General features: G+C 38.3%; 21 protein-coding genes. 10 read left to right on the top strand and 11 right to left on the bottom strand.

Annotated elements, in window-relative coordinates:
• Positions 1–250: 250 nt before the first annotated feature.
• Positions 251–1,852: a GMC family oxidoreductase gene (locus H5058_RS16570; protein ID WP_182679085.1), complete on the top strand. Its 1,602-nt coding sequence runs from the start codon at positions 251–253 to the stop codon at positions 1,850–1,852.
• Between the two features lie 8 nt (positions 1,853–1,860).
• On the opposite strand, the gene H5058_RS16565 is transcribed toward H5058_RS16570, so the two are convergent.
• The 3 genes from H5058_RS16565 to H5058_RS16555 are packed head-to-tail and all read right to left on the bottom strand — an operon-like array spanning position 1,861 to position 3,520.
• On the bottom strand, positions 1,861–2,664 hold the full coding sequence (locus tag H5058_RS16565) for a class I SAM-dependent methyltransferase (RefSeq protein ID WP_182679084.1): 804 nt from the start codon (positions 2,662–2,664) through the stop codon (positions 1,861–1,863).
• Between the two features lie 3 nt (positions 2,665–2,667).
• The gene (locus H5058_RS16560; RefSeq protein WP_011329893.1) at positions 2,668–3,072 is read right to left on the bottom strand and encodes a hypothetical protein; all 405 of its coding nucleotides are present in this window, start codon (positions 3,070–3,072) and stop codon (positions 2,668–2,670) included.
• Positions 3,073–3,100: 28 nt separating this feature from the next.
• A complete protein-coding gene (locus tag H5058_RS16555; protein WP_011329894.1) occupies positions 3,101–3,520 on the bottom strand; it encodes a DUF3429 domain-containing protein in 420 nt (139 codons plus the stop codon).
• Between the two features lie 256 nt (positions 3,521–3,776).
• On the opposite strand from H5058_RS16555, the gene ahpC reads away from it, so the two are divergent.
• A complete protein-coding gene (gene ahpC / locus H5058_RS16550; RefSeq protein ID WP_011329895.1) occupies positions 3,777–4,346 on the top strand; it encodes an alkyl hydroperoxide reductase subunit C in 570 nt (189 codons plus the stop codon).
• Positions 4,347–4,496: 150 nt separating this feature from the next.
• Positions 4,497–6,068 (top strand): alkyl hydroperoxide reductase subunit F, encoded by a 1,572-nt coding sequence (ahpF, locus tag H5058_RS16545; RefSeq protein ID WP_182679082.1) that lies wholly within the window; start codon positions 4,497–4,499, stop codon positions 6,066–6,068.
• 184 nt (positions 6,069–6,252) lie between these two features.
• Here ahpF and H5058_RS16540 read toward each other — a convergent pair whose 3' ends face one another.
• From H5058_RS16540 to H5058_RS16510, 7 genes are all read right to left on the bottom strand, one after another.
• On the bottom strand, positions 6,253–6,444 hold the full coding sequence (locus tag H5058_RS16540) for a DUF3185 family protein (RefSeq protein WP_011329897.1): 192 nt from the start codon (positions 6,442–6,444) through the stop codon (positions 6,253–6,255).
• A 93-nt stretch (positions 6,445–6,537) separates the two neighbouring features.
• Positions 6,538–6,759 carry a hypothetical protein gene (locus H5058_RS16535; protein WP_011329898.1) on the bottom strand — a complete coding sequence of 74 codons (222 nt, stop codon included), beginning with the start codon at positions 6,757–6,759 and terminating at the stop codon, positions 6,538–6,540.
• A gap of 22 nt (positions 6,760–6,781) precedes the next feature.
• Positions 6,782–7,552 carry an undecaprenyl-diphosphate phosphatase gene (locus tag H5058_RS16530; RefSeq protein ID WP_011329899.1) on the bottom strand — a complete coding sequence of 257 codons (771 nt, stop codon included), beginning with the start codon at positions 7,550–7,552 and terminating at the stop codon, positions 6,782–6,784.
• 198 nt (positions 7,553–7,750) lie between these two features.
• The gene (locus H5058_RS16525) at positions 7,751–8,584 is read right to left on the bottom strand and encodes a patatin family protein (RefSeq protein WP_179807811.1); all 834 of its coding nucleotides are present in this window, start codon (positions 8,582–8,584) and stop codon (positions 7,751–7,753) included.
• A gap of 171 nt (positions 8,585–8,755) precedes the next feature.
• Positions 8,756–9,208: an NfeD family protein gene (locus H5058_RS16520; protein WP_011329901.1), complete on the bottom strand. Its 453-nt coding sequence runs from the start codon at positions 9,206–9,208 to the stop codon at positions 8,756–8,758.
• Positions 9,209–9,229: 21 nt separating this feature from the next.
• Entirely contained in the window at positions 9,230–10,183 is a 954-nt protein-coding gene (locus H5058_RS16515; RefSeq protein WP_011329902.1) for a slipin family protein, read from the bottom strand.
• A gap of 124 nt (positions 10,184–10,307) precedes the next feature.
• A complete protein-coding gene (locus H5058_RS16510) occupies positions 10,308–11,747 on the bottom strand; it encodes a diguanylate cyclase domain-containing protein (protein WP_182679080.1) in 1,440 nt (479 codons plus the stop codon).
• 219 nt (positions 11,748–11,966) lie between these two features.
• Between H5058_RS16510 and H5058_RS16505 the strand changes: the two genes are divergently transcribed.
• From H5058_RS16505 to H5058_RS16480, 6 genes are all read left to right on the top strand, one after another.
• On the top strand, positions 11,967–12,857 hold the full coding sequence (locus H5058_RS16505) for a cation diffusion facilitator family transporter (RefSeq protein WP_011329904.1): 891 nt from the start codon (positions 11,967–11,969) through the stop codon (positions 12,855–12,857).
• 99 nt (positions 12,858–12,956) lie between these two features.
• Complete coding sequence (locus H5058_RS16500; RefSeq protein ID WP_182679077.1) at positions 12,957–15,740, top strand: response regulator; 2,784 nt, start codon at positions 12,957–12,959, stop codon at positions 15,738–15,740.
• Between the two features lie 97 nt (positions 15,741–15,837).
• On the top strand, positions 15,838–16,392 hold the full coding sequence (locus H5058_RS16495) for an isochorismatase family protein (RefSeq protein WP_011329906.1): 555 nt from the start codon (positions 15,838–15,840) through the stop codon (positions 16,390–16,392).
• Between the two features lie 264 nt (positions 16,393–16,656).
• The gene (locus H5058_RS16490; RefSeq protein ID WP_089369183.1) at positions 16,657–18,123 is read left to right on the top strand and encodes a methyl-accepting chemotaxis protein; all 1,467 of its coding nucleotides are present in this window, start codon (positions 16,657–16,659) and stop codon (positions 18,121–18,123) included.
• A complete protein-coding gene (locus H5058_RS16485) occupies positions 18,107–18,628 on the top strand; it encodes a DUF6436 domain-containing protein (protein ID WP_182679075.1) in 522 nt (173 codons plus the stop codon). The genes H5058_RS16490 and H5058_RS16485 overlap by 17 nt, the downstream gene beginning before the upstream one ends.
• Positions 18,629–18,717: 89 nt before the next feature.
• On the top strand, positions 18,718–20,895 hold the full coding sequence (locus tag H5058_RS16480; RefSeq protein ID WP_182679073.1) for a TonB-dependent siderophore receptor: 2,178 nt from the start codon (positions 18,718–18,720) through the stop codon (positions 20,893–20,895).
• A 78-nt stretch (positions 20,896–20,973) separates the two neighbouring features.
• On the opposite strand, the gene H5058_RS16475 is transcribed toward H5058_RS16480, so the two are convergent.
• Complete coding sequence (locus tag H5058_RS16475) at positions 20,974–21,531, bottom strand: TMEM165/GDT1 family protein (protein WP_182679071.1); 558 nt, start codon at positions 21,529–21,531, stop codon at positions 20,974–20,976.
• Positions 21,532–21,944: 413 nt separating this feature from the next.
• On the opposite strand from H5058_RS16475, the gene H5058_RS16470 reads away from it, so the two are divergent.
• Positions 21,945–22,528, top strand: a 584-nt coding sequence (locus H5058_RS16470) for an ISAs1 family transposase (protein WP_182679069.1), incomplete at its 3' end; no start/stop codon positions are given.

Here is a 22,528-nt window from a genome sequence, read left to right as displayed (position 1 = left end):
CAACAACTAATGCGATGGCATCAAGTTTAAATTCTTTGGAATACTTTTTACGTTTTGTCATTATCGATCTCCAGTTAAGTTGATTATCTCTTAACTTGGGTAGTCGAATCCATTAAACCACGTCAGGCTCTTATTAAGCTGCTCATAGTTAACCTTTGCTGTTGAGTGTCTAAAAATATCAAGTTTTTATGTTTTTATCTATGCAATATTGTGGTTATGGGCAATTTGTGAAAATTATAAAAGGCATGCTATGAATACAACATTTGACTACATTGTAGTAGGCGCGGGCAGTGCAGGGTGTGTTATTGCCTCGCGGCTATCAGAAAATGCTAATGTAAGTGTGTGCTTAATTGAAGCAGGCTCTAGCGATAATACTGCTTTTGTACAAATGCCTGCAGGGGTTGCTGCAAGTGTGCCTTATGGTATTAATAGCTGGCATTACAATACAGTAGCGCAAAAAGAGCTGAATAATCGCTGTGGTTTTATGCCACGAGGTAAGGTATTGGGTGGCTCAAGCTCTATTAATGCCATGGTGTATATTAGAGGCAATAAATACGATTACGATCAGTGGGCGGGCAATGGCAATAGTGGCTGGGATTATGACAGTTTATTACCCTACTTTATAAAAGCCGAAAACAATAAAACATTTACCAATAGTGAGTTACATGGCACACAAGGGCCACTTCACGTACAAGAATTGAATGAGCCAAGCCCAGTAAATCAATGTTTTTTAAATGCCTGCGTTGAGCAAGGGGTGAGTTTAAATAACGATATAAATGCAACCGAGCAGCAAGGTGCTAGGCTTTCACAGGTTACGCAACATAATGGAGAGCGTTGCAGCGCAGCTAAAGCGTACTTAACTCCTCATTTAAAACGTGCAAACTTAACCGTATTAACCAATAGCCATGTAAATAAAGTAATAATAAACAATAATATGGCGCAAGGTGTACAAATTGAACGTAATAAACAGGTGGTTAATTTATACGCCAATAACGAAGTGATCCTCAGTGCCGGGGCAATTAATTCGCCGCAACTATTAATGCTTTCAGGAGTTGGCCCCAGCAACCATTTACACGCACATAATATTAAGGTGATAGTACCATTAGAAGGGGTGGGGGCTAACTTACACGACCACCTTACAGTGGTGCCTTTGTATAGAGCAAAAACCAGTAAAGGCACGTTTGGTTTGAGTATCCCAGGGGCTGCTAGGGTGTTAAAAGGCTGTATAGATTGGTTTAGTAAGCGCCAAGGGTGCTTAACTACTAACTTTGCAGAGTCGCATGCATTTATTAAGTTATTTGATGACTCCCCTGCGCCAGACGTACAGCTAGAGTTTGTGCTGGGTTTAGTGGATGATCACAGCCGAAAATTACACACCGGCCATGGTTACAGTATTCATAGTAGTATTATGCGCCCTAAAAGCCGCGGTGCTGTTAAGTTAGCCGATAGTGATCCGCGCCGCGCGCCGCTAATCGATCCTAATTATTTAAGCCATCCCGACGATATAAAAGTGATGTTACAGGGCCTTAAAAAAACACTACAAATAATGCAAAGCAGTGCATTTGATGCCATTCGTGGTGACATGGTTTACCCGCTTGATATAAATAACGATGAGCAATTGATTGAATTTATTCGTCAAACGGCCGATACCGAATACCATCCGGTAGGCACCTGTAAAATGGGTAATGATCCACTTGCAGTGGTTGACAATGAGCTGCGAGTTTACGCTATACAAGGGCTACGTGTAGTAGACGCCTCAATTATGCCCAGCATAATAACCGGTAACACCAATGCTGCGGTTATTGCTATTGCTGAAAAAGCGGCCGATTTAATTAAGCAGGCTAATCCTTAAATTAAGCGTTAAGCATAAAAGGCATTAAGCCATTGTTGCCAGTCGTGTTCTAGGCGCAGCATTTGCTGATGCTTTTTGGCATTTAAGTGTTTGTTTTCGTCCTCGGTTGCCATATAAGGGCCAACACGACAAAGTGGGCAGTGATTTGGGGTCAAATAATGCGGCAAAGTAAGATGGCAGCTTAACTCGCTATGCTGTTTTGGGCTAAATACATAGATAATACCGCTTGTGTCTTTTACGTGTTTATCACGGTCAACATTGCGAATTTTATAACCAGCAAAGCGGCTAATATCAAACGGCATTTGCCCTAAATACTCAGCGTTTAAATGTGCATTTAAACTGCCTTCTATATTCCACTCCCGATAAGGCTTTACGTCTTTTGAAGTGATATAGCACAGCATTGGGCCATTGGGGTTAAGTGCATACTCGTTAGCGTATTTTATAAATTGGTGCAGTAAAGCACGATTAAATACGTTCATACTGGTTTGTTGAGTATTGTTTTCAAACGCTTCGCGGCCCACAAAGGCAGGAACAAGCGGAAATTGAAAAATAACCACATCAAAGCTATGTAAGTTAACGTTTAGGTTTTGCCAGCAATGGGGTTTTGTAACATCAAAACTATTAAGTACGGTTACTTTATTGGCTTTTAAAGTGCTTAGTGCATTGTCTTGGTATTTATACTCAATAGTTGCTGCGTCATCAAACGTAGAGGCAACCAACAAACTCGGCTTTAGGTGTTGATGCAGCGCGTTAGAAAACGATAAATCGCCATCGCCCACAGTGAGTATTTTCCATTTGGGATTTAGGTACATAAGTTATTTAGTATTTTTATCGCTATTTGCAATGATAACGTCGGCGTTATTATTTAGCGCTTGTTGCTCATATAAACGCAGCATGGCTAAACGTGTTTTTAACCCTTCAATGGCCACTTGCTTAAGTATAAGGTTAAAGGTAATTAAAATTGCGAACATAATATGAATAGGGCCATGGGTAAAGCCAGCGTCTATGTCGTAAATAGATAAGCCAAACAAAACAAATAATACCACCATAAGTATTTCAATGAGTTGATTAGAATAAAAGCTCAGACGGCCTTCACTTTTATGATCTTTTTTTATACTAATGGCGCAAAAAAATGGAATAACTTTAATTTTAAATACCGCTTTTTTTTCTACGTAGTTTTCGCCAAGCGTATTAAGTTGCTGGCGCAATTGGTCAATCATGGTGTGCCCTTAAGCGCAATAGTGTAAATTAGTTAGGGTAAATGCTCATACCAATAGTAAATATATGGCATACAAACACGACAGAGGTAAGTACAAAACGCATTTTTTGATAATCTTTATGGTAGCTTTGCCATTGCGGTGAGGCTTTTTCAAAAATAAGCACCAACCAAAAGCTTACCGCTAACCATGCAAGCGCCCATTCAACTGGTAAAAATGATAAAAACGGTACAGGTATAACTACAATAACTGCTTTTATAGCATTACTGTAACTTTGCTCACCAGCGCGCCATAAATTACCCGCCATAAAGGCTAAAATAGCAATGCTGTAAAAAGTAAAAAACTCTAAGTTTACACTGTTACTGCCAAACATTAGTGGCCAACCAACACAGCCTAAAAATGGGAGCAAGCCCAAGTAGCCTAGTTGTATGTGGTTAATAAATTTTTCCATAACAGCGCGCCTCGTTTATATGGTGAGTATTTAGCGCGGCTATTGTAACAGTATTACTAATAGCTACCTTAAAAAATTGCGTATAAAAGTAATTTGCCAAACCACCATCTTAAAAACTGATTGAATCAATCTAAACAATCAATTTTATTTAAATCTTCATTAGTCTTATAGTATTAATCAAGCCAACGCAGAAGGTCGTTTAAAACGATAGCGTTGATTACTTTTTAAATACATTAAACATAAATGAGGAAATACCATGAGCACTTCATTAATCAACACAAAATTACAACCATTCAATGCAACCGCTTACCACAACGGCGACTTTGTAGAATTATCTGAAAAAGACGTACTTGGTAAATGGTCTATTTTCTTCTTTTACCCAGCTGATTTCACTTTTGTATGTCCAACTGAACTTGGCGACATGGCAGATTATTACGCACAATTACAAGAAATGGGCGTAGAAGTTTATTCAGTATCTACTGATACTCATTTTACTCACAAAGCATGGCACGACACGTCAGACACAATAGGTAAAATTACTTACCCTATGATTGGCGACCCAACAGGGCGTATTACACGTAGCTTTGGCGTAATGATCGAAGAAGAAGGCTTAGCACTTCGCGGAACATTTGTAATGAACCCAGAAGGCGAAATTAAAATTATCGAAACTCACGATTTAGGTATTGGCCGTAGCGCTAAAGAACTTGTTCGTAAAGTACAAGCTGCACAATACATTGCAACGCACGACGGTGAAGTTTGCCCTGCATCTTGGCAGCCAGGTGAAGACACACTTGCACCTTCACTAGACCTAGTTGGTAAAATCTAAGTACTCGATTTACCAAGTAAGGGCAGGTAACTGCCCTTAAATCAACGAACATCCGTTTGTTGGTGCCTCCTATATCAATATACTTGTTTAAGCACATGCATTATTTGGCATGGGAGGCTTGCTGTTTAAATTTTCTAAAAGGGTTAAGCCATGTTAGATAACAACATAAAAAATCAATTAAAAAGCCATTTTGAATCGCTTACTCAACCTGTTGAGCTGCTTATCGCCTTGGACGACAGCAAAAAATCAACAGAAGTAGCAAGCTTAGCAAATGATTTAGCCTCACTAAGCGATAAATTTACGGTAATAAACAACCCAGACACAAGCGCGCGTCGTCCGTCAATGGTTGTACATTCACCTATTAAAAACACCCATATTACGTTTGCGGGTGTACCTATGGGCCACGAATTCACTAGTTTAGTGTTAGCGCTATTGCACACTGGCGGACATACCAGTAAAGCAAAAGCCGAGGACATTGAACAAATAAAGTCGCTCGACCAAGCGCTTAATTTTGAAGTGTATATAAGCTTAAGTTGTCAAACCTGCCCACAAGTAGTGCAGGCTTTAAATACAATGGCAGCAACGAATAATAAAATTAAAGCCACCATGATAGATGGCGCGTTATTTCAAGGCGAAGTAGAAGAGCGCAACATTTTAGCTGTACCGGCTGTTTATTTAAATGGCGAACCATTTAGCCAAGGTGCACTAAGCCTAACCGACATACTCAATAAAGTAGATAGCAAAGGTGCAATGCGCCAAGCTGAGTCGTTAAGTAAAAAAGAAAAGTTTGACGTGTTAGTTATTGGTGGTGGGCCTGCGGGTGCATCGGCTGCTATTTACTCAGCACGAAAAGGGTTAAACACCGGTATTGTTGCAGATAGGTTTGGCGGACAAGTAGCCGATACTTTAGCAATCGAAAACTTTATTTCGATTAAAGCCACCGAAGGGCCAAAACTGGTAGCGCAACTAGAAGAGCACGTAAAAGAATACGATGTAGATGTAATGCATAATCAACGCGCAGCTAGGCTTAGTCGCAATAATAATGGTTACGAAATTACTCTAGAAAACGGCGCGGTACTGAGTGCTAAGTCGCTGGTACTGGCAACAGGTGCACGCTGGCGCGAAATGAACGTGACTGGCGAGCAACAATATCGTGGCCACGGTGTGGCATATTGCCCACATTGCGATGGGCCCTTATTTAAAGGCAAACCAGTTGCGGTAATTGGTGGCGGTAATTCAGGTATAGAAGCCGCGATTGATTTAGCCAATATTGTAGAGCATGTAACGGTACTTGAATTTGCCGATACATTACGTGCCGACGAAGTACTTATTCGCAAAGCTAGCAGTATGGCTAATATTACTATTATTAAAAGTGCACAAACAACCGAAGTACTCGGCGATGGCAAAAAAGTAACCGGTTTAACTTACACCGACCGCGTAAGTGGCGACAGTAAGCAACTCACTCTTGCGGGCATATTTGTACAAATTGGTTTAATACCAAATACAGAATGGCTAAAAGACAGCGAGCTTGAACTGAGCAAATTTGGTGAGATTTTAATTGATGCCAAAGGCGCAACATCACTCCCAGGCGTTTATGGTGCGGGGGATGCAACCAATACGCCATTTAAGCAAATAATAATTGCTATGGGCAGTGGTGCAACAGCCAGTTTAGGTGCGTTTGATTACTTAATTCGCCACAGCGATGAAACAGAGCAAGCTTAATTTAGTTAATCTGCATCAGGTTAGTTAAAAAACGTCTCTTGATATAACAGCAAAAATACACCCATAGCTGTTTGTTCACCCAAGCCGCCCTTCTCCAAAGGCGGCTTTTTTTATATTTAATTTAGGGGTTAAATAAACACTGATTATTTTTGTTTTTTAACATGCAGCGTTTATAAGCTGTATGTTACTTAACCCTGGTAATGCCGACTATTATACACACAGCTCCACCGATCATACCGGCCCATGCTTCTATTGGCGTGTCGCCACTTAGCGCGCGGCTAACTTGTGAGCCAGCTGCTTCATAAACATCATACCCCCAAATAGCCAACGCAACGCCAATAATAATAAGCACAATACCAATCACTTTGTTATTCATAATAGATCCTTACTTTTTAGAGTGTTAGTTAAAAATACTTAGTAAATATACTAGTTAAATAATAGTAAATAAGCTAACGCAATTTATGATTATTTAATAGGTTGAATTTGGTGTGTACTCTGGATTTATATCGCCGCCTACTTCCTCAGGATCTACATCGTTTATGAGAAGTGTTTCGCGCACGGCTTCAATATGATCAAGTACGGTTTGATAACGCTCGCCGTACTCGTATTTAGTCACCTCGATTGCTTTAGGCATGTAGGTAAATGCTATTTTAAGTGCGTGGAGTGCTTCTTGATTTATTTTTTCGTTCATTATTTTCTCTCTTAAATATGTTTTAAACGTAAGCTATGGTTAATAAAATAACACCAAATACAATGCGGTAAATACCAAAACTTACAAAAGTAAAGTTTTCTAAAAAGCGGATAAATAATTTAATTGTAAAATAGGCCACTATAAAAGAGGTAACAAAGCCTACAGCAAGGGCGGTTAAATCGTCAAAAGTAAATAAGTCATAATGCTTTAGCAAATCATACCCAGACGCTGCAGCAAGTACAGGTAAACCAAGTAAAAATGAAAATTCAGCACTGGCTTTGCGGTTTAAGCCACACAACATAGCACCTACAATAGAGCTACCCGCACGGCTTGTACCAGGAATAAGTGCAAATACTTGGGCTATACCAATCCATATTGCTTGCTTATAAGTCACTTGAGTAACATCGGTAGTGGTGCAGTTTTGTTCTTTATAATTGCGCTCTAGCAGTAAAAAAATCACCCCACCAACAATAAACATTACTCCCACAACAGGTACGTTAAATAGTGCTTTTATTACGTCACTAAAAATGAAAGCAATAATGCCTAACGGAATAAATGCGATGGCTACTTTTATCCATAAGTTAAGATGTTTTGGAGTGAACTTATCTTTATAGTTGGCTAGTACCGCTAAAATGGCGGCTAATTGAATAATTACGCCGAATGCTTGATTAGTAGCCGTTGCTTCTATACCCAACCATTGCGCTGCTACAATAATATGCCCGGTTGACGAAATAGGTAAAAACTCAGTAATACCTTCAATAATACCTAAAATAATTGCGTTAAAAATGTCCACGTTCAATGTGTTCCTAAATACTTAATAAAAAATACAATGGGAGTTGCTAATGCTCATAATATTTCATGAGAAACAATACATAACTCACTTATCAAAATTCCGCCATAGGATAAGAGCTTATTAACAATATCTAAAGTGTTTTAATGTTTATTTAAAATAAAGGGCAGTAATTTTAAATAATACAAAGTTAGTTTTGAATTAAGCTAAAAATGCTTTTGCGGCGTCTACACCCATTTGGTAGCCAGTGTTAAGGGTTGCAAGCTTTTTAGTGGTACGGCCCACTTTAAAATTAACTGGTGGCGCTATAATATTTACCCGGCAATCAGCGGGTGGGTTATTAATAAAATCAATACTGTGGTTATAAACATCGGCTCTGGTGAGGGTTGTGTTAATAAGTGCCGGGTAGTTTTTATATATTTGTTTAGTTAACCATGGTGCTTTACTTGGCCTTTTACGATAACCCAAAGGCTGAGATAAAATAACGGTTATTTCACGTGCACCCATTTCATACGCTTTTATAACGGGAATAGAGTCGGCTACGCCGCCATCGGTCATGGCTATATTATTAATTATTGGATAGTCGCGATACGCAATAGGAATAGCACAAGACGCTTTTAATTGCTCGACCATATCGGTGCTGGTGGCTTTTAAGTAATGGGCTTTACCCGATTCGATAGCCGTAGTAACAATATAAAAGTCTGCCGGGTTTTGCGCAAACACTTCGGTGTTTAGCCGTATTTCACGAATGGTTTCTTGCCATAGCCAGTCTAAATCAAATAAATGGCCACCCTTTATAAAGCGCGCAAGATTAATAAACTCAGGACGACATGAATAGTCGGTGATCACTTTGTAATTGCGCATTGGTTGCTTGCATAAATAGGCGGCTACATTTGTAGCCCCTGCAGATACGCCAAAATAACGTGCAAATGGTTGATAGTTTTGTTTTAAAAACTCATCAAGTACACCGGCTGCAAAAATACCGCGCATTGCACCCCCTTCAACAACCAAAGTGTGTTTATGTTGATTTGTCATAACGATATATTCCTTACATCATTTTTTAATGCTATCAACTTAGTTAGCAAAGTGCGAGGGAGGAGGTAGGCGATTATTTATTATAAATACTCAACAAAATAAACGGGCAGTGTTTAATTGCCCGTTTATTGTTATTTTAACTGTTTAGAAAAATATAATTGCTGTAGGTTTTTAAATGCTTTGAACCCACATTACACCAACTTCTTTTTTAGTTACTTTAACTTGCGTACCGGCGCTAATGGGCTGTTTGCTTTTAAGTTGCCAGCTAATGCCAGAATACTGATGAGTACTTAACCCTTCAATAGTCACATCTTGGTTAAGTACAAAAGTCAGCTCTGCAAAGTCGCTATTAACTGGTTTACGCTCAACATTATTTTGCATCCGCTTTAGGGGCTTCCAAAGCAATATAGAAATTGCAGCTGTTATTAGAGTATTACTCCAAAGCGCAGTGGTCATAGAGTCGGCTAATATTCCCATACTCATGAGCAGCCCGGTTATAAATAACGATAAGCCAAAAAATAACAATATAAAGGTAGAGAGCCCCAATACGGCTACTTCTATGATCAGCGCAAGAACCCCAAGTACCATTAAGGTTTGTGGTAAATTTTGGGTAATAAATTCCATACCGACTCCTTTATTTAGTTATTAGCCTTGATGCTTTTTATTTAAGCTATTAATAATGGCCATACCTTGTGCAACCATTGAGCTTGCATCGGTGGCATTATCAGGAAGCAATACAATTGATGACTCTCTGGCAATGGCTTCTTTTGCAGCTATTGCTTTAGTTGCTAAATCAAGCTGAATTGCTTTTTGACCTTGCTCTGTATCGGCAGCTTCACCCACTTTACGCAGGGCTTCGGCTTGTGCTTCGGCAACTGCAATAATTGCTTTTGCTTCACCTTCTGCGCGTAAAATTTGTTCTGCCTTTTCACCTTCAGCACCTAATACCTGTGCTTGTTTACGCCCTTCGGCCACATTGATATTGGCTTGACGGTCACCTTCAGATTCAAGTATTTGTGCGCGTTTAACTCGCTCTGCTTTCATTTGTGCTTCCATCGCTTCCATTACAGATTGTGGTGGCACAATATCTTTTATTTCGTAACGTAATACTTGAATGCCCCAAGGCTCTGCCGCTTGGTTGATAGAAGTTACAATATTAGTGTTCAGTACGTCACGCTCTTCAAAAGTTTTATCTAATTCCATTTTACCAAGCTCAGAACGCATGGTTGTTTGCGAAAGCTGAGTTACAGCAAATATGTAATCATCAACGCCGTAGGTTGCTTTATATGGGTCAAGCACACGGAAATACAAAACACCATCTACAGTAAGCGAAATATTATCTTTAGTGATTGCCGACTGTGAAGGCACGTCTTGTGCTTGTTCTTTTAAACTGCGATCTGCAGCAATACGATCAATAAATGGGATGATAAAGTTTAGACCTGCTTCTTTAGTTGATTGATACTTACCAAAGCGTTCTATTAACCAAGCGCGGTTTTGTGGTACAAATTTGACACTACTTTTTAGCAGTACTAAAACAAAAATGAGTAAAAATGCTTCAACGGTAAATATTGTATTGAGCACTTGTGCAATCGGGTCCATGTAAATATTCCTTCTAATAATAAAGAGTTAACAAGTTGAATTGTTAGTGTTGTTTATAATTTCAACGTTGCTAGAGTAACATTACTGATGTGGTTTCACTATAAAATAGTTAGTAAGGTGATATTCAATTACTTTCAAAAAACTGACAAATTTTATTACGGCCCGTTTCTTTAGCTTCATATAAGGCTGCATCAGCATTATTAATAATTGTTTCGGGGCGGGTGTTTTTAGTTGGATATGCGCTATAAAAGCCCACGCTAAGTGTGATTGTTTTTGCAACACTAGAGTCGCTATGTACTATGTTTAGCTGCGCTATTTTTTGTTGTAATAATAATGCAAATCGATGACACTCTGCAGACTTAAGCAAAGGCAAAATAATTGCAAATTCTTCCCCGCCATAACGCGCAGCTAAATCGCCCTCGCGCCTGCAAAGTTGATTTAGTGTTTTAGCAACTAGCTTAAGTGCGTCATCGCCTTTTTGGTGGCCATAATTGTCGTTATAGCGTTTAAAAAAGTCTATATCGCAAATAATCAAGCTAAGTGATTGCTTATTACGAGCACAACGTCGTATTTCACTTTTAAGTGTTTCATCAAAACAGCGGCGATTGGCTATATTAGTTAAACCATCAGTATTAACTAATAAACTTAATTTTTGATTAGCAGTAATAAGTTGTTGCTGGGCTAGTTGCAGCTTTTTTTTGTAATCTATATTTTTTAATGCGTTGGCAATTATTTCGCCCACTAATTTTATTCTGATCAGATCAATGTGTGTCCATGCGCGCTTAAAATTAACACAGTCACAGCCTATAAAACCAATAAGCTCTTTATCAAAAAGGAGCCCTATGCATAAAACAGATTGTATTTTTTGTATCTGAAACTCAACTTTTTCAGCGTTTGCTGCTTGAGGTAATTTTAAAACATCGTTTACCTGAAACAAATGCGTAGCGTTCATTACTTCAAAAAAGTAGGGTAGCTCGGTTTTTGGCACATTTTGTAATCTTTGTTTGAAAGGTTCAATGCCTTCATTCACCCATTCGTGGGTGTTAGTAATGGTTTCGTTGTCGGTATTAAATTCAAATAAATAACTGCGATCGGCAGCAAATGCAGTGCCAATGGCTTTTAACGCAAAATTAATATGCAAATCTATATCATCATTTTGTATGTCGATTAAGTCTGTTGATATTTCAGAAATAACCCGATCAAAATTATAGAGCTCAATTACATCGCTTTTTAAAGGCTCTAAACACAACATAGAAACAGAATCAGATAATTGGGTAAGGGCGATATTTAACGGTATGCTTTGTTGTTGTTTTTTTAGCTGTATATTAGCGCTAGTTTTTGAATCGAATAATGACTCAATAGCAATATGTTTATTATTATGCACGCTCAGGAGGGTGACAGCATTAAATGCAGTGCTATCTAAATTGTCGCAATGCTTTAAATCAAATAAAGTTTGCGCCGCAGTATTAACACAATAAGTATTATTTTTATTGTCGTATAATAAAATAGCTAAACTGAGTTTATTTAAAACCTGCCACAATTTTAGTATTGAGTCATCACTCACTTGTTTCTCCAAGCTAAACATTAAACGTTATTATTTTTATAATATATTGTTATTTTTATACCTTTTTAAATACTTTTAGTACAGAAGTTTCTATTTTCCCAATTTTTTAGTGCGTTTATTAGGTTTACGTATTATAATTGATACTGTATATCATTACGTATTCCCCGTTGAGCTTTTTCGAAGCTTACTTTGTTTTAAGTATAGGTACTTAAGTATTTCATGACCGAAATAACGACACATAAAGCTTCCCGTCGCCGTTTATTAATTGCTTTGGCGATCACCTGCTCTTTTATGGTTATTCAATTAATAGGCGCATATTACGCCAACTCACTAGCAGTATTAGCCGATGCAGGGCACTTGTTTGTTCATAACAGCTCTTTATTTATTGCTTTAATTGCCTCGAGCTTGGCGATTCACTTTGCTAAAACCTATAACGATGGCTATCAGCGTGCTGAGTTAGTAGGAGGCCTTATAAATGGCTTTTTATATTTAGCAATTAGCTTGGTTATATTGTATGAAGGTGGCGAGCGTTTTATGCACCATCATGAAGGCAACGAACTTGAAATAAATAGCTTTTTAATGTCGGCCATTGCCGCGCTTGGTTTTTTGTTTCATGGTGCCGCTGCTTGGGTGTTATATAAAGGCCGTAAAGCGAGTATTAATGTATATGCGGTGTTTTTACACTCGTTTTTTGACATTATATCTACTATTTCTACTTTTATAGCCGGAGTGTTAATTTACCTGACTGGTTGGGATATTATCGATATTTTATCGAGCATGTTAATTGCTTCATTCGTTTTATTCACCGGTATTAAGGTTATTATAAGTTGCGTTAAAGGGCTGTACATAAATAAAGATAAACTCCCTAAAGTAGCTAAAGTTGAGCAAGCAATTACCACAATTCAGCATGTAAAAAATGTGCATAATGTAACTGTAGTACGAAAAGATAAAACGGTAATAGTGGGGGCGCATATAGTGCTAAAAAAACACTGCACCATTGAAAAACACGATAAAGCATGTCGCTTAAAGGTCGAAAACCTGTTGCGTTCAAAATTTAATGTAACAAATAGTGTGTTACAAATTGAAAGTAGTTGCAGTAGTGTTAATTAAACTTGGCAAATTGCAGCATATGGCTTAGTTTAAGCTATATGTAAATAATAGCTGTTGTAGGAACAAATTGAATCAACAGCAATTTATTGGAATCTAATTATGCCTTTACTAGCAAGTAAGCATCGCTACTTTAACTTTATTGTGTCGTGTTTATTTGGTATTACCGCTGCTTTTGTAAATACCCTACCAATCTTATTTATTAATAGTTCTGAGTTTTTATTAGGGCAATTTTTTGTTCTTTTAAGCTTATTATTATTTGGCTGGCGCTATTCGTTAGTTGTGTTTACTTTAAGCACCCTAGGCATATTTTATCGTTGGGGGCATGCTTGGCCTTCAATCGTTTTTGGTTTAGAAATACTATGGGTGTACTTTTTTTGTCTGCGCTATTCTAGGCCTTTATTTTTTAGAGGAATGCTGTTTTGGCTTGTAGTAGCAATGCCATTACTGTGGGGGTTTGGGCATTACTTTCTTAATATTAGCTTTTTACCTTTGGTTACTGCGCTTGCTAAATATTGTTTAAATGCCGCCATTTATTTATGCGTAATTGATTTATTTAGTTTCTTTTTTAATCGCCATTCTTGGTCTCGCCATTATGGTTCTTTGTATAAAATCCTTAATTATATTGTAACTTTGCTCGTTATTTTAGTGGTAGTGCTTACTTCAATTGTGCTTATTAATAACCATTACTCTAGGGTTGAATACGAAATAAACGCACAACTAAACGAAAAGTCCCAACAAATAGCGCAAAGCCTAGATTTATATTTAGAAAACCATCGCAAAGCAGTAATACTGACCGCACAAAATATTAGCGTAGGGCATAGCCCACAAAGTGCTATTGAGCTTTTAGGGAAGTTATATCCTGGGTTTATAACTGCTATAAGTACCGATGAACTTGCCAACGTAAATTACTTTTATCCCACAACGTCAAAAACACAGCAGTTAAAAGGTAAGGCTGTTGCTAATGTTGCTGATCGCGATTATTTTTACCAAGCAATTGATTCTCAAAATGGATTTATTTCTGGTATTTTTAAAGGGAGAGGGTTTGGACAGCAATCAATAGTGGCAATATCGGCCCCTGTTTATAATAACCAGCAATTTAAGGGGATAGTAGAAGGCTCATTGTTATTTGAAAACTTTAGTGATTTACAACCTACCTTATTTAAGCGCCAAGCCGACTTAATTATATTAGATAAAAGCAATCAGGTTGTATTTTCAACCTTAAATGACTTTAAGCAGATGCAAACCCTTAGCAAACAAGATGTAGTTGCGCTGCAAAGTCTTAAACAAACAAGCGCATTTACAGCAACAAACGCGCAGCAATATTACTCAAAAGACACTACATCGGCATTAAATCATTGGCGTATTTTCACATTAATGAATAAAAAGTATGCCAATAATGTTGCAGCCCAAGCGTGGGGGCAATCTCTGGTGTTGATCTTATTTATAATTGTACTAACCAGTGTTTTTATTACGCAGCTAAGTAAGTGGTTAGTAACGCCGATAATAAAGTTAACCGAGCAAATAGATAACTTCGAAACCGATGAACAAACAGTAGGGTTAGTTTCGCATACTAATACCTGGTACGAGGTTGAAAAGTTACAACAACAGTTTGCAAGTTTAGCCCTTAAGATGACTAATAACTTTAATAAGTTACGCACCGCAAACAGTAAAAATGAAGCGTTGAATAATCAGCTTAAAAACTTTAATTTAAAGCTTGAGCAACAAGTTAAAGATAAAACACAGGAGCTAATTAAAGCTGTAGGGATTGCTAATAAAGCAAATAAAACTAAGTCATTATTTTTGGCCAATATGAGTCACGAAATTCGCACTCCGCTTAATGGTATTTTGGGCATGACTCAGTTGCTAATAAAAAATTCTAAAATTGCTGCCGATGAACAAAATGAGCTGCAAATGATCCAACAAAGTGCCCATAACTTACTGCTTATTTTAAATGAGATACTCGACTTTTCTAAAATAGAAGCTAATGCGCTAAAGTTAGATGTGCAACCAACTGAAATTAAAAAACTAATACGCCAATTAGCCACTGTTTTTGATAACTCGGGATTAAGCGCTAACGTTACATTTAAGCTAACTATTGCTCCAGAATTACCGCCATTTATAGCGTTAGACTCACTACGCTTTTCTCAAGTTATCAACAATATACTCAGTAATGCGGGTAAATTTACTGACACTGGTTTAATTACTATGGATTGCTTTGCAGAGGATGATTGTTTGTTCATTAAAATTACCGATACTGGTATTGGTATTTCTGCGCTGCAACAACAAAATTTATTTATAGAATTTACACAAGCTGATGTTTCCACTACCCGAAAATATGGCGGCACTGGGCTTGGGCTAACAATTAGTAAACGATTAATTGAGCTGATGGGCGGCTCGCTTACCCTGCGCAGTGAAGAAGGGGTAGGAAGCTGTTTTAAAATAAAAATCCCACTCATTCTAAGCCAGGCTCCAGTTAAGGAGATAGCCGACAGTTCTGTTCCTGATTTAGCAGCAAAACGTATTTTAATCGTAGAAGATAATCCAATTAATCAAATAGTAATCACCAAAATGATGATTGCAACGGGATGCGAGATAAAAACGGCAAACGATGGCCTTGAAGCGTTACATTGCTTAGAAAGCTACCCCGCAGATTTGATTTTAATGGATTGCCAAATGCCCAATATGGATGGCTACCAATGCACACAAAAAATACGCCACATGCCAAATGATTGTAAAAACGTATTAATTTTAGCTATTACTGCCAATGCGTTTGCCGAAGATAAAGAAAAATGCTTAAACGCCGGTATGAATGACTTTATAGCCAAACCCATCAATAAAAATGAGTTGTATCAGTGTATTAATAACTTATTTAAGCCTAGTTGAACAATACTAACAGCGAGCAGAGTAGCTTTGTTTTGGTGTTCGTATTAGAGTGATCTAGTTACAAGCAGTTAACACTAAACAGGACAGTGGAGGAAGTATGAGCAAAATGAGTAATGTGGATGCTTTACGCAGTGTGTTATTAATTATTGATATACAAACGAAACTTGAGCCAGCCATAGCTGACTTTAGCGCTATTTTAAAGTGCTCATTACAGTTATCGCAAGCCAGCTTAGTGCACAAAATACCGACCCTTATTACAGAGCAATATAAAAAAGGTTTGGGCGCAACCAATCAAACCTTACAGGATGCTTTGCCACAAGCAGATTATTTTCATAAAACCCACTTTAGTGCCTGTGCAGAGCCCGGGTTTTTAGCGCAACTCGCTAAGTATACTCGCCCGCAAGTCGTGGTTATTGGTACCGAAGCGCATGTTTGTGTGTTGCAAACATGCTTAGATTTATTGCAGTACGGCTATGAGGTGATCATTGCAGTTGATGCGATAGGTTCACGTAACGACAACCACAAAATAATTGCTACTGAGCAACTACGCCAAGCTGGTGCGATCATTTCCAGTACCGAGAGCATTATTTTTCAATGGACCAAGCAAGCAGCAACACCTAACTTTAAAAAAATATTACCTATTATTAAATAGCCTTAACTCTGGATAATAAAGTTCTAACTAAAGTGCAGGTTAAATAGCCGGCTTTGCTTGTACATAAACTTATTAGCTTGTTGGGTAAATAACAATTCAATTAGGTCAATATATTTAAATAATGTAATTAACTCGTCTACTTTGTTAAGTTAAGTGTAATATTTCAGCATTTTTTTGCTTGTTAGGGGTAACCGATGAACTTTTTTAAACTTTAATACGTATTACCTCGCTTAATTTTATTAAAAAACTTAATTTAAGGCTACTATGTCTAGTGTTGCGCGTTTATTTACGGTTATTTTTAGCCTTTTATTTATAGAATCAATAGGTGTTGGTTTATATTTTGGCACATTGAGCGAAGCCTTTATTGTTGGCTTACCGCTTTGCTTATTACCAATTTGGCTATTAAAAACCCAACCTAATAATGCTTTAACGCCTCACGTAGTCGCTGCAGCCATTATGATGTTTTCTTTTTTACATATTCAACAAACCTATGGTTTGATTGAAGTGCATTTTGAAATATTTATTTTAATGGCGGTGTTAATTATGTTTGTGCAATGGCGTGTTTTTATAACTGCTATTGTGTTCGTTGCTGTACATCACTTATCGTTTTATTACCTACAAACTCAAAACACAGGTTTTTACGTGTTTGATCCAGATAGGCTTGCCTTTACAACAGTGCTAATACATGCAGGTTATGCCATTGTTGAAGTGTTTGTTGCAGGCTATATTGCTAAAACATTGCAGCGCGAACGTAGTGCCGGGCTATCGCTAAGCTCAGCGACAGAGCAAATAATGCAAGACCCTAATCATATTAAACTTTCTTTACGTGCTGATGATCAAAAAAGCCAAGCGGTAGCCGGCTTTAATACCTTATTAGAGTATTTGTCAGATGTAATTAAACAAGTAAAAACTCAATCAGAGTCATTAAAGGTAAGCTCACAAGAGCTGATCCAAGTCCACGATGAGTTAACCGAAGGTGCAGATCAGCGTACCCAACAAACCGACGATATTGCAAGTTCTGGTGCGCAAGTTGCTCATGGCTTTAAACTTGTTGAGCAAGAAAGTGAAGTATTAAAACACCAAGTAGATAATATTACTCAAGCAGCAACCAATGCCTTGCAAGAAGTGTCACAAACAGACAGTAAAAGCAGAGAGCTATTAACACTACTTAATCATACGGAAGAGCAAATAAATCATCTTGTTGGCGCAGGCGACGTAATATCGGGTTTACTTAATGAAATATCGGGAATAGCAGATCAAACTAACTTACTGGCTTTAAATGCCGCAATTGAAGCCGCTAGAGCCGGAGAGCATGGTCGTGGCTTTGCTGTTGTCGCATCAGAAGTGCGCTCACTTGCTACTAATAGCCAAGCAACTACGGCTAAAATAGCCGCTACCTTAAAAGACTTGGTTAGCAATAGCCGCACATCTACTCAGTCTATGAGCCAATGTGTTGATTTTGTAGTCGACTTAACAAAAATAAGCACCACGATGAAAGAAAACATTTCATCTATGAGTGAACAAATTAAAGCGGTATCAAGCAGTACTAGCTCAGTGGCTCAAGTAGTTGCCGAGCAAGCGGGTAATACGGCGCAAATAGCACTAAGCACAGACAAAATGCGCCAAAACCAATACCAAGACACAAAAATAGTTAAGCAGTTAACAGCTAAAGTACAGTTAATTGACGTAAGTATTGATGTATTAGAGCAAAGTATTGCAAAATTTAAGTAAGTCGAATTACTTTATTGTAGGGGTTGTTGCCGCGTGGTTTATACTGGTTGTGACTGGGCTGGTGTACTTTCAGCTTGGGCAACTAAAGCCGTTTGATGAATCGCAAATGCTAAAGCAACAAAATTGGTTTGAGCAATTTAAACAACAGTTAGTGGTTAGTAATACCGTGGCATCGCTTGTTATTATTACAGAGCAAAATTGCGGTTGTACTAAGCAAGCACAAGCGCACATTACGATGTTGCAAGCATTTGCAAAAAGTAAAGGGCTTGCCGTGCAAGAGTTGCAACTTACACAACAACTTAAGCAAGCCATTCCAGCAACCCCTGCTGCTGTAATTATTGATAAAAATGGGGACTTTGTTTATGCCGGGCCGCTATCCGAAGGACTAGCGTGCTCGCAAGGAAGCGGTTTTGTAGAAACTGTTATTAGTAACTTAACAGCTGGGTTTAATTCACAGTTATTAATTGCTGACACCAAAGGCTGCTATTGCGTTACGAGTACATAGCGCAAGCTTTTATTTATATAAACAACCAATTGCAAATGAGAGTGGTTAGCATTAACATGCGTGCACTGTATTATTGTTAGTTATCTCTTATGAAATTTACTTTTTTATCTATCGCAATCTCATCAATTATATTTAATTCTACCAGTGTATTTGCCGCCGAAGAAGCTGAACAATCAACAACAGCACCGCCCTCAACAATACCGCTCAATAGCGCAACGGCTCAGAATAATATTGAAAAAATAGAAGTAGTAGGCCGTGCTTTTTCGTTATATAGGCCAACCGAGTCAGCATTTGGTACCCGTACAGATACCCCCTTAGAAAAAATACCTCAATCGATTCAAATATTACCGCAAGCGTTAATTAGTGACCAAGCAGCACGTCAAATTACTGATTTATATAGTAACATTGCAGGCGTTAATGGCTTTAGCTATTCGGGCGTAACATTTAGAGGCTTTCGTCAAGACGAAATTTTATACGATGGTGTAAAAGGTGACCCTTTTAATGGTTTTGCCGTACCGCAGTTATTTAATATTGAGCAAGTAGCAGTGCTTAAAGGCCCAAGTGGCGCGGTTTATGGTAGTGGTAATCCAGGTGGCATTATTAACTACATGACTAAAAAACCACAATATATTGCTAAAACTACAGTAGAACTAGAGCTTGGCAATGATGACTTTTTTAGTGGTGCTTTTGAATCTACAGGCAGTGTAAACAACGAGCAAACACAAGCCTACAGAGTGGGCGTGTATAAAGAAAGCCAAAATCCGTTTAGGTATAACACCGGCGAAGACAACACCATTATCGATTTAGGTTATCGCTTTGACTTTGATAATGCGTCAAATTTAGTGCTGCAATACACTAATATAGATCAAGACTTAGCAGGAGCCCGTTTACGTGGCGTACCTGTAGATGATAACGGCGACTTTATTGCTAATCGTGAGTGGAACCATAACGAAGCAAGCGATTATCAAAAAGTGTCAGCTGATGTGTATCAGGCAACCTATAAAAATGAGTTAAATGATATATTTAGTACAGATGTAACAGCGCGTTACTTTACTAATACCGAACAGCAAAACTATCACGAACCGCGGGGCTTGTTAGATACCGATAATGACGGTGTAGTTGATTGGAGTGAACGTGAATTTAGAGATCAAGCGCGCGAAAACCAAGGCTTGAGTTTAACTGCTAATTTAATAGCACAAACAACGATTGCGAATATGGAGCATGTGTTTTTAGTAGGCGCAGATTATTATGCTGCTAAATTTGATGCTATATACCGCACCGCCAAACAAGCAAGTAAAGGCGGACCAGTACCTGGACTATCGTTAATCAATCCGCAATATGGTTTAACATCGGGCGCCGATTACGACTTACAAAGTATAACCCCACGATTTGTTAGTACTGAATCTAAAAGGCTCGGGGTTTATTTGCAAGATCAACTAGATATTACCGAAAAGTGGAATATAACAGCGGGGCTACGCTACGATCACTTTGAAGATACTGATCAGATCAGCAATACTGAGTTTTCAGATAGTGATGTTACGGTGCGTATTGGCACCAGTTATAATATTAACGATACGTTTTTTCCATATGCGCTTTATGGTACAGGCTTTTTGCCGCAAGATGCGGCAAGCCAATCTGAGTTAGTAGGTGGGCCATTCTCCCCAGAAAATAGCTATATTACAGAGTTAGGCTTGCGCACTAAATTATTTGATGACTCCTTGGCGATTAATATCGCGACCTATCAAATTGTGCGTAAAAATATTTTGCAAACAAGCTTGCTACAAAATGATTCGGGTATTGACCAGCTAGAATCGCTAGGTGAAGTGCAAAGCGATGGCTTTGAGCTAGAGGTGGTTGGCGACATAACCGATAGCTGGGTAGTAACGGCCAGTTACGCGTATAACGATACCCGTATAAACGAGCAAAGCGAAGGCTTTTCAGCGCAAGCTGCTGGTTCTGATAAGTTTGCCAATGCCCCCCAAAATACTGCAGGCATATGGACTCGCTATGACCTACCCAGCATTAACTCATCTATTGCTGCTGGCCTTGATTATGTTGAGCAGCAAGTAAGTTTAGATGGCACCCATGTAAAGCCTTATACCATTTATAATATGGCCTGGAAAACTCAGTTAGAAAACTGGACGTGGCAAGTATCAATTAAAAATGTGTTTGATAAAGAGTACGCATCAAGCGGCTTTATTAATCGCACTGGGCATTTTCCGGGTGAGCCAAGACGTGTTTACTTATCTGCTAAATATCAGTTTTAATACTTAAGCTGATGTAAAATTAAAAGCCCCCGCTTATGGATAATGAGCGGGGGGCTTTTAATAATAAAGGTGTTGAGCCTAAATAGTTGTTAAGCCATATAGCCCTAACAGCACAAAAACACTGGCTGCAATTATTCGCACTTTATTTAAAGGAATACGTTTTAGTAGCGCATTACCTGCATAAATAACCGGTACGTTGGCAATTAACATACCCACAGTTGTACCAATAGTAACCCACAATACTGATTGATATTGTGCGCCAAGTAGCACAGTGGCTATTTGTGTTTTATCGCCAATTTCAGCAATAAAAAAGAATACAAAAGCGACTAAAAATGCGCCATAGCGATCGTATTTATGGTTCACGGCTTCATCTTTATCAGGAATAAGCAGCCAAAGGCCAACCACAATAAAACTAATATTCACAACCCAAGGTAGGTACTCAATAGCAAAATTACCACTAAGCCAATCTCCAAACCAAGCAGATAAGCCATGATTAATAATAGTTGCGACTAATACACCTAAAATGAGTGCAATTTTATTATGAAAACGAGCAGCGAGCAGTAACGATAAAAGCTGAGTTTTATCGCCTATTTCCGCAAGGGCAACAGTGACGGTTGAGGTTAAAAAAACTTCCATTATTGATTCTTACAGGCGGGAATACTAAACCAAGGCAAATAGCTATCTCCCGCCTTGAGGATAGTTATCTACCTAGGTCTCGCCGATAATGCTTGCTACAACATTACAAACTTACCACGCACGTGAGGTGCAATTATGTTGATAAGTTTACTTGTGACACCAATAATATTAAAGCGCGGTTATTGTAGCGATTACAACGCTATAATTACTCACTTTTCCAACACGATTGATATTACTAAGCGGGCTACTCCCCTAAGAGACGCGCATTATTCCACAAACCTTTTAGATAGTAAATCTTGAACCATAGATTAAGCGCTATAAGTAATTAAAACCACGGCAAGATCATTATAAATTGAACTTATAGAGCAAGTAGTGATCAGATCAAGGCATAATAATTACTTGGTCGCATAAATATGAGCACTACTTTTCTGAAACATTTTAATTCAATTACAGATCCTCGCATTGAACGTTGTAAAAAGCATGAACTTATCGATATTCTTCTCCTTGCTATTAGCGCTGTGCTCTCTGGTGCAGAAGGATGGGAAGATATTGAAGACTTTGGGCACCTAAAACTTGATTGGTTAAAAAAATACGGCACGTTCAACGCAGGAATTCCAAAACATGACACGATTGCGCGCGTCATGTGTCGGTTAAAAGCAAATGAAATAGAAAGGGCATTTCAATCTTGGATATCATCACTGATTGAAACCACAGGTGCAGATATCATCGCTATTGATGGCAAAACCGCACGGCGTTCATTTACCACAAAAGACAGAAAAAGTGCCTTACACACGGTCAGTGCATGGAGTTGCCAACACCAGTTAGTGCTTGGACAGACGGCTGTTGATAATAAAACAAATGAAATCACCGCGATACCAGAATTACTCACCCTGCTCGATATTGAAAACAGTATCATTACGTTAGATGCGATGGGATGCCAACAAGAAATAGCAAAACAAATCATCCAACAAAAAGCAGATTATATTCTTGCACTTAA

Origin of the sequence: Pseudoalteromonas sp. SR45-4 (genome assembly GCF_014163535.1) — a bacterium.
Lineage (GTDB): Bacteria > Pseudomonadota > Gammaproteobacteria > Enterobacterales > Alteromonadaceae > Pseudoalteromonas > Pseudoalteromonas nigrifaciens.
Note: the sequence above shows the minus strand (reverse complement) of the source record. Positions and strands in the feature narration are given on the sequence as shown.